Source organism: Streptomyces sp. NPDC054961 (assembly GCF_053609145.1).
Genome location: NZ_JBSGWY010000070.1, coordinates 15,401 through 23,379 on the forward strand (window position 1 = coordinate 15,401; position 7,979 = coordinate 23,379).

The following is a 7,979-nucleotide window of genomic DNA, read 5'->3' on the forward strand; positions in this document are numbered from 1 at the left end:
GGTCGACACTCCCCCCCCCTAGACCTTTTGTGTTGCCTCGTACCCTTTGCCCTTCACTGGTTGTGATCGGGCCTGCTCTGGCGCGCCCCCCCCCCCCCCCGGGGGGGGCCCCCCCCCACTGCTGCGCTCACATTCCGTCGGTGTCCGGACTCCACACGGCCGGCCTGCGTGCCACTGCGCCCAGGAGCGTCAACTTCGCCGGTGGCCGATTCACCCTGAGCGGGGATAGCCACGAAGGTTCAACGGGGGCTTTCGGCCACGACGGGGCGGGCATGAGAGGGGCGGGGGGCTCGGGGGGTGGCTGCGGTTGCCTTCGTCTCATGCATGACGGCGTGGGGAGTGGCTCTGGGGGTTGGGATTCCGCAAACGTGCCTCGCAGGATTGGCCAAACCTCTTCAATGGCCACTTTACGTGTTCGCTCGAATGCGGTGGGCTACTGAGCGTTTCGGCTCCGCTCGCCGCGCAGTGTGCGGCAGGCCGGCGCCAGAAGTGTCGACTCGAGGGGAAGAATCATGACCACACCTCCCGCTGCTCCGCTCCGCGTCGCCCTGGCCAATGGCAGCTTCGAACAGCCTGCCGTGACCGATGTGGAAATCCTGCCGGACGCCTCACAGACGCAGGCGGCCAAGCGGGTCCCGGGCTGGCTCACCACTGCCTCCGACCACAAGATCGAGCTGTGGCATTCGGGCTTCAACGGTGTACCGGCGGCCGAGGGGGCCCAGTTCGCCGAGCTCAACGCCAATGAGGTCTCCACGCTCTACCAGGACCTGCCGACCACCCCTGGTACGAAGCTGTACTGGCGGCTGTACCACCGCGGCCGCCAGGGGGACGACACCATGGCACTGGACATCGGCGCGCCGGGCTCCGCGGTGGAGCAGAGGCGCTTCACCGACGGCAACACCGCCTGGGGTTACTACACCGGCACCTACACCGTCCCGGCAGGCCAGACGCTGACGCGCTTCGCCTTCCGTTCCATCTCGGCTGCCGGAGGCAACCGGGGCGTCGGCAACTTCCTGGACGGCATCTTCTTCGGCACCGCTCCCTACGTGGTGCTCGCCAAGACCGCCGTTCCCGCGGGGCCGCTGGAGGTGGGCGACGTCGTCACGTACCGCATTACCGCGAAGAACGAAGGCGGCGGCGGGGCCGAGAACCTCATCGTGAGCGACGTGATCCCGCAGGGCACGACGTACCTGCCCGGCTCCCTGCGCATCGTCGACGGCCCGAACGCCGGAGCGAAGAGCGACGCGCAAGGAGACGACCAGGCGTACTACGACGCCCAGGCGGACAAGGTCGTCATCCATCTCGGCAACGGTGCTTCCGCCGTGGAAGGGGGCAGCCTGCCCAGCACCGAGACCTTGCCGGCAGGCACCACGGTGGAGTACCGGGTCGTCATCGACCGGGCCGGCGCCGGCAAGCAGATCAGCAACACCGCAACCGCCTCCTACGACAACCGGCTCGGTGACACGCCGGAGCCCCTGACGTCCACCTCCAACGAGCAGGTCACACAGGTCAAGCCGGCCGCCGACCTGACCGTGGCGAAGGCGGCCGACGCCACCACCGTCACCGTCGGCCAGACGGTGACCTACCGCATCACCGTCCACAACACCGGCCCCAACGACGCCACCGGCGTCACCGCCACCGACCAGCTCCCCGACGGCCTCACCTTCCTCTCCGCCGAAGGCCCCGGAAGCTACGCCCCGGCCACCGGGCAGTGGACCGTGGGAGACCTGGCCGACGGCGCCACGGCCACCCTCGTGCTGCGAGCCAAGGCCACCAAAGCCGGCTTGATCGGCAACACCGCCACCGTCACCGGCAACGAAAAGGACCCCGACACCACCAACAACACCGACACCGTCAGCGTCTGCGTCGAACCGGCCCCCTCCTGCTGCGACCCCTGCGCCGGCCAGGCTAACCCCCAGCCAATCGCCACGAGGACCACTGCCCCGGCGTCTCCACCGGGCCGACGTCGGTGAGCACGGTCTTCGCGCGGGTGCCGTTGCGGCTGTTGCCCCTGTTCTTCTCTGCCGGGTCGTGCGGCCCGGACCAGGTCCGCCAGGGGTGAGGGCAGCAGGCTGCCGCCGCTCCGCGCCGGCCCACCGCGGCGCCTGATGGAGGCAGAGAGCTCTTGCGGGGCCACCTGCCCGGAAGGCGTTCCGACAGCCTGCAGGACTGCTTCCGCCAATGGAGCTCGCCAACGGCGGGCCTCCTGCCAGGTCGCAGTTCAAGGAAACGCCGCTGTCAACCCGCTCTGCGGGCACAACGCGAGAACCCGGCCTTCGGCAATGCCGGGCCGCGGCACCCGCAGGCCCGGCGGTGACACCGGTCCGATCCTCCCCGGGTGCTGTAGCAGCCTCAGGGGAGGATCGGACCGGGTCTTGGAGGAGACCAATGTTCACGAGAGTGGGTTCTGGCTCACTTTCCGTGGAGCATGCACTCTGAGTGACGACCGTCGGGCGAGCGGGTCCGGGGAAGATGCCCGGAATTGATCCATACGGGGTGTGGTGTGGCTGACAGTTCGGCCCGTGGAAGAAGTGGTGCTCCGGCTGGAGGAGTTGCTGTTCCCGTCGATATCCGACGTGGTGGTGCTGTCCGTGGCCGTGAACGACGAGGCGGTTCACATCGAGGCCCGAAGCACGGTGGCTGGGGCCATCTGTCCCGGATGCAAAATCTGGTCACGGCGGATTCACAGCTCCTACCTGCGATTTCCCGCTGATGTGCCCAGCGGAGGCAGACGGGTCGCTCTCTGTTTACGGGTCCGCCGGTTCCTCTGCCCGGTCATCTCGTGCGGGCGGCGGACCTTCGCCGAACAGCTGCCGGGTTTGACCCGTCGGTACGGCCGACGGACTGAGCGCCTGCGGTCGACGCTGGCCGCGGTCGGCGTCGCGCTCGCCGGCCGGGCCGGTGCTCGCATGGCGAGAGTCTTCGGCGTGTCTGTCAGCCGGAGTACGGTGCTCAGGCTGGTCGAAGCGTTGCCCGACCCCGAAGTTCCAGCCCCGCGGGTAGTCGGCGTCGATGAGTACGCGACCCGCAAAGGCCGCCACTACGGGACCGTCCTGGTCGACGTCGAAAGCCGTCGTCCAGTTGACCTGCTGCCCGACCGCGAGGCGTCCAGCCTGGCCGCTTGGCTCGCGAAACGGCCCGGGGTGGAGGTGGTCTGCCGCGATCGTGCACCGTTCTTCGCCGAAGGTGCCACGGCCGGGGCACCACAGGCGGTGCAGGTCGCGGACAGGTGGCATCTTTGGCACAACCTGAGCGAGGCTGCAGAGCGGTGCGTCGCAGACCACCGCGGATGCCTGCAGGTCCTGGCGCCAGATCCAGCCCAGCCTGCCCCCGAGCCGGAGAAGTTCGAAGACCCCTCCGGCTCGCCCTGGCCGAGGGGACACCGCTTCGCCGACCGCACCCGCGTCAACCACGCGACCGTCCACGAACTGCTGGCCGCCGGGCTCAGCCGGAGGGCGATCGGCCGCCAACTCCGGATGACCTCCCGCACCGTCAAGCTCTTCGCCGACGCAGCCACCCCGGAGGACCTGTTCCACGGGCAGTGGCAGGGCCGGCCATCCAAACTCGACGCCTTCAAGCCCTACATGGATGACCGCTGGAACCAAGGCTGCACGAACGCCTGGAGCGTGTGGGAGGAGATCGTTCCGCTCGGCTATCAAGGCAGCTACCAGCGGGTTAGCGCCTACTTCCGGGAGAAGCGGCTCTCGCCGGGCCCCGTCACAGCTCGGCCACCATCACCCCGGGTCGTCGCCGGATGGATCCTCCGCCGGCCGGAGACCCTCAACGAGACGGAGCACCTTCGGCTCAAGGCCGTTCTGGTCCACTGCCCTGAACTGGACGCCCTCACCGGCCACGTCCGCTCCTTCGGCCAGATGCTCACCGAGCGCCAGGGCGAACGGCTGCCGCAGTGGCTCGATGCCGTCCGGCAAGATGACCTCCCCGGCCTCCACACCCTCGCCGCAGGCATCGACCGCGACCGCGATGCAGTCATCGCCGGCCTCACCCTGCCCTGGAGCTCAGGCGTCGTCGAAGGCCACGTCAACCGGATCAAGATGCTCAAACGCCAGATGTTCGGCCGGGCCGGCTTCCATCTCCTCCGCAAGCGCGTCCTGCTCTACTCGTGATGCACAGGTCAGACCGCATCATCAAGGAGCCCGAAGCCTTCCGGAAACCCTTCCAGGAACTCCCGCCGCGCGGGGTCGGACTCGGCTTCGGCCATCGTCCCGAGCAGACCGATCAGTTCGCTCCGTTGCTCGCTCGACAGCTTGCTGACCAGGTGGGCGACACCCTCCAGGACCTTGACGGCGTCGTCCGGATCCATCTGCTCGTCTTCACTGCCTTCGATGAACCACAGGACATCGACCAAGACCGCGGCCAGGGCGTGAGTCAGAGACGAGTACACGGGCATGAAGGCGGTCTCCCAGCAGGTCACGGCAGCAGAGTCCGGCCATCCCACCACACACCACTGACATCACACTCAGTCAGCCCTCCACGAAAAGTGAGCCAGAACCAAAACTGGTTCTGGCTCAGCTTGTGTGATCCGTGCACTGTGAGTGACGGCTGAACTCCCTGCGGCGCCTCGGGAAGTTGCCCTAAAACGAGCAGTGGCAGTGTCGGCTGGGCAGACAGTTCGGGGCTGTGAATGAGATCTTGCTCCGGCTGGATGAGTTGTTGTTCCCGTCGATCGCGGACGTCGCGGTGCTGTCGGTCGACGTGAACATCGCGATAGTGCGTGTTGATGTGCGGTGCACCGCCGCAGGCGCCTCGTGCCCGGGTTGCGGAGCGTGGTCCGCTCAGGTTCATGGCTCTTACCTACGGTTTCCCTCTGATGTTCCGAGTGCGGGGCGAAGGGTCGTACTCCAGCTGCGGGTCCGCCGGTTCGCCTGTCGGATCGCAGAGTGCCCGCGCCGTACGTTCGTCGAGCAGATACCCGGTCTGACCCGAAAGCACGGTCAGCGGACGGAGCGGCTGCGCTCGACCCTGGAGGCGATCGGTCTCGCCCTTGCGGGCCGGGCCGGATCCCGGCTGGCTGACATCGTTGGTGCGCCAGTCAGCCGCAGCACCGTGCTGCGGCTGGTCGACGCACTTCCCGATCCGGAAGTGCCCGCTCCGCGGGTGGTCGGCGTCGACGAGTACGCCACCCGCAAGGGCCGGCACTACGGGACCGTCCTCGTGGACGTCGAGACCCGCCGGCCTGTCGACATGCTGCCCGATCGGGAGTCTTCGAGTCTGGCTGCGTGGCTGGCCCTGCGGCCGGGAATCGAGGTGGTCTGCCGGGACCGTGCGCCGTTCTTCGCTGAGGGCGCCACCGTCGGCGCTCCGCAGGCCGTGCAGGTCGCGGACCGGTGGCACCTCTGACACAACCTCAGCGAGGCCGCCGAGCGGAGCATCGCCCAGCACCGCCAGTGCCTGCGCGTCTTGGTCCCTGAGGCGACTGAACCGATCGAGACGGAACCCGCCCCTGCAGAGGAGCCGTCCGGCTCGCCATGGCCGACCGGCCACCGGTTCGCCGACCGGACCCGGACCACGCATGCCACGGTCCATGCCCTGGTCAAGGCAGGACACAGCCGCCGCGCGATCCAGCGGCAGCTTGGCATGACGAGCCGAACTGTCAAACGCTACGCGGACGCTGCCACGCCGGAAAACCTCTTCACCGGTCAGTGGCAAACCAGGACCTCGGTCCTCGACGAGTACAAGACCTACCTCGACGACCGCTGGAACGAAGGTCACACCAACGCCTGGAAACTCTGGGAAGAAATCGTCCCACTCGGCTACCAGGGCAGCTACCAGCGCGTTCGCGCCTACCTCCGCCAGAAACGCACCTCGCCACGGCCCGTGACCGCCCGGCCGCCCTCACCCCGGGCCGTCGCCGGATGGATCCTCCGCCGCCCGGAAACCCTCTCCGAGACCGAACACCTCCAGCTGAAGAACGTCCGGGCCAACTGCCCCGAGATCGACGCACTCACCAGGCACGTTCGGTCCTTCGCGACCATGCTCACCGAGCGCCAGGGCGAGCGGCTGCCGGCCTGGCTCGATGCGGTCAGACAGGACGAGTTACCCAGCCTCCACACCCTCGCCGCGGGCATCGACCGCGACCGTGATGCCGTCATCGCCGGCCTCACCCTCCCCTGGAACTCGGGCGTCGTCGAAGGGCACGTCAACCGCATCAAGATGCTCAAGCGCCAGATGTTCGGCCGCGCCGGCTTCCGCCTGCTCCGCAAGCGCGTCCTGCTGGCCTGACGAGCGCGCGAGATCATGAAGCCGGATTCAGCGGGGCCTAATCAGGACGCCGCTCGCGCGCCACGCGTGCAGCCACCCCGTGAGCTGCCTCTTACTCCCGCTGGTTCAGCCACAGGGGCCTCGGGCGCTCCGGCGGCACCTGTTGTCGGGACCATCCGACCCTGCCACAACCGGCCAGGCCTCGCCAACCCAAAACCCCCGTCCCACGTCCTCCGCTACCCAGATGAAGTGACTGACTGTCACCGCTCCACAGAACCTGAGCCAGAACCACAACCCGTGAATAAAGCCAGGGGGAACCTCACCCTCCGACACAGCCTGTGAGCTGTGAGCCAAAACACCCCTATGTGCCCTGTTTGCCTGTGTGGTGGCAGCCTGTTTTCCCAGGGGCCGGGATTGCGAGGGTGTTGTGAGCCGGGGCGTGTGGGGCATCTGTCACGCTCACCCAGCGTCACATTCGAGGTGTCACGCTGCCTGTCACGCCCGCCGGGCACCCCGGCGCGACCGAATGGCATATGCCTGAATTGGGACCTTTCAGGGTGGCGCGGCTGGACCGGGAGGGCGGGGCCCGGTGTCCGTCGGAGAAGTCGTCGGGGACGTCGGGCGGCTCGCCCGACGTCCCTTTCGGCCTCCCCCTCCGAGGAAGGGAAGGGCAACGTCACTGTTGGTTTCCTCATCCTCGCCGGCGCCGCCGTCCTCATGGTCGGCGTCAAGCGGCTGCTGTTGCGGGGCTGCGCGTGGACCGGCGCGTCAGCAGGGGCTCACGTACCAGACCCAGCGCCAGTCGGCCGAGGGGTCGTAGCTGAGACCGCCGGGAGACGTATAGCCGAGGGCCTTGTTCTGGTCGTAGAACCTCGCGTACAGGGTCGGGCGCTGGTTGTTGATCCACGAGCCGGTCGTGTTCCACGTGATGCGGAACAGGTGGTTGCAGGTGAACATGTCGAACCGGTCACCCGTGAAGTCCTCGTTCATGTAGGCGCACACGTACGAGTAGTGGCAGCCGGCCACCGTGTCGCCCGGGACCGCCGCTGCGTCGAGGTCTCGAGCCTTCTGCTCGCCGGGCAGTGCAAGCAGCAGCTCGCCGCCGGGCAGGGCGATCTTGTTGGCGCCGATCTGGGTGCCCTTGGTGCTCGCCAGGTAGCCGTCGACCCGCTTCTGCAGGCTCCTGGCCTGAGTGGCGTTCAGGCCGGCGCTCGCGGCCTGCGCCGTGAAGTCCGCGCGCGCCCCGTCGGCGGCTCCGGCGGCGCCCGGTGCGGCCACGAGCACCAGGAGGGCCATGACGAGGGCGGCGAGGAGCTTGCCCAGCCCATCGGACCGTAAGATTCCGTGCTTCATCACTGCGTTGCCTCTCTGCTTCACACTTCGGCACGGTGCCGACCACCACTGTGTGGGGAGGCGTCGGCCGACGTCGTTGGCACGGCGCGCAGATTCGTTGCGCACCGAGCGCAGACAGGCCGCGGATGAGCGGGAGTTGGCCAGTACCCCGCGCTATCCCGACGGCCCGCCGACCGCCAACTATGGGCGTGTACACATCACCGTGGGGCGGGGGCTTCGTGACGGGTGCTCAGCCACGTGCACAGACGGTCAGCGTCCGCGCGCGGGACGGTTTCGAGTCGTGGGCGGGCATGGTCGGCGACCTCGTGATGTCGGTCTCCATCACCAGCCCGTACGTCGAGCGCTTCCGCGGCACGGCGACGGCGCTTGACCTCACCCATACCGAGCTGTCCGGGTTCGCCTTCTCA

Annotated in this window: 5 protein-coding genes and 1 pseudogene; 4 read left to right on the plus strand and 2 right to left on the minus strand. The window is 68.1% G+C overall.

Annotated elements, in window-relative coordinates; all coding sequences use genetic code 11:
- Window positions 1-512: 512 nt before the first annotated feature.
- Both ACWF9Z_RS35085 and ACWF9Z_RS35090 read left to right on the plus strand, forming a co-directional pair.
- Window positions 513-1,973: a DUF7507 domain-containing protein gene (locus tag ACWF9Z_RS35085; protein ID WP_453609477.1), complete on the plus strand. Its 1,461-nt coding sequence runs from the start codon at window positions 513-515 to the stop codon at window positions 1,971-1,973.
- Between the two features lie 549 nt (window positions 1,974-2,522).
- Window positions 2,523-4,124, plus strand: a complete 1,602-nt coding sequence (locus ACWF9Z_RS35090) for an ISL3 family transposase (protein WP_453609478.1) — start codon at window positions 2,523-2,525, stop codon at window positions 4,122-4,124.
- 8 nt (window positions 4,125-4,132) lie between these two features.
- Here ACWF9Z_RS35090 and ACWF9Z_RS35095 read toward each other — a convergent pair whose 3' ends face one another.
- Entirely contained in the window at window positions 4,133-4,432 is a 300-nt protein-coding gene (locus ACWF9Z_RS35095) for a hypothetical protein (RefSeq protein ID WP_453609480.1), read from the minus strand.
- A 206-nt stretch (window positions 4,433-4,638) separates the two neighbouring features.
- Here ACWF9Z_RS35095 and ACWF9Z_RS35100 point away from each other — a divergent pair.
- A pseudogene (locus tag ACWF9Z_RS35100) lies at window positions 4,639-6,240 on the plus strand (ISL3 family transposase).
- A 747-nt stretch (window positions 6,241-6,987) separates the two neighbouring features.
- Here the strand turns inward: ACWF9Z_RS35100 and ACWF9Z_RS35105 are convergent.
- Window positions 6,988-7,572: a peptidase inhibitor family I36 protein gene (locus ACWF9Z_RS35105; RefSeq protein WP_453609482.1), complete on the minus strand. Its 585-nt coding sequence runs from the start codon at window positions 7,570-7,572 to the stop codon at window positions 6,988-6,990.
- A 218-nt stretch (window positions 7,573-7,790) separates the two neighbouring features.
- Between ACWF9Z_RS35105 and ACWF9Z_RS35110 the strand changes: the two genes are divergently transcribed.
- Window positions 7,791-7,979 (plus strand): hypothetical protein (locus ACWF9Z_RS35110; RefSeq protein ID WP_453609484.1); only part of this gene is annotated, 189 nt, incomplete at its 3' end.

Coding starts and splice junctions, on each gene's coding strand:
- ACWF9Z_RS35085 (WP_453609477.1), top strand. CDS start 513: ATGACCACACCTCCCGCTGCTCCGCTCCGCGTCGCCCTGGCCAATGGC.
- ACWF9Z_RS35105 (WP_453609482.1), bottom strand. CDS start 7,572: ATGAAGCACGGAATCTTACGGTCCGATGGGCTGGGCAAGCTCCTCGCC.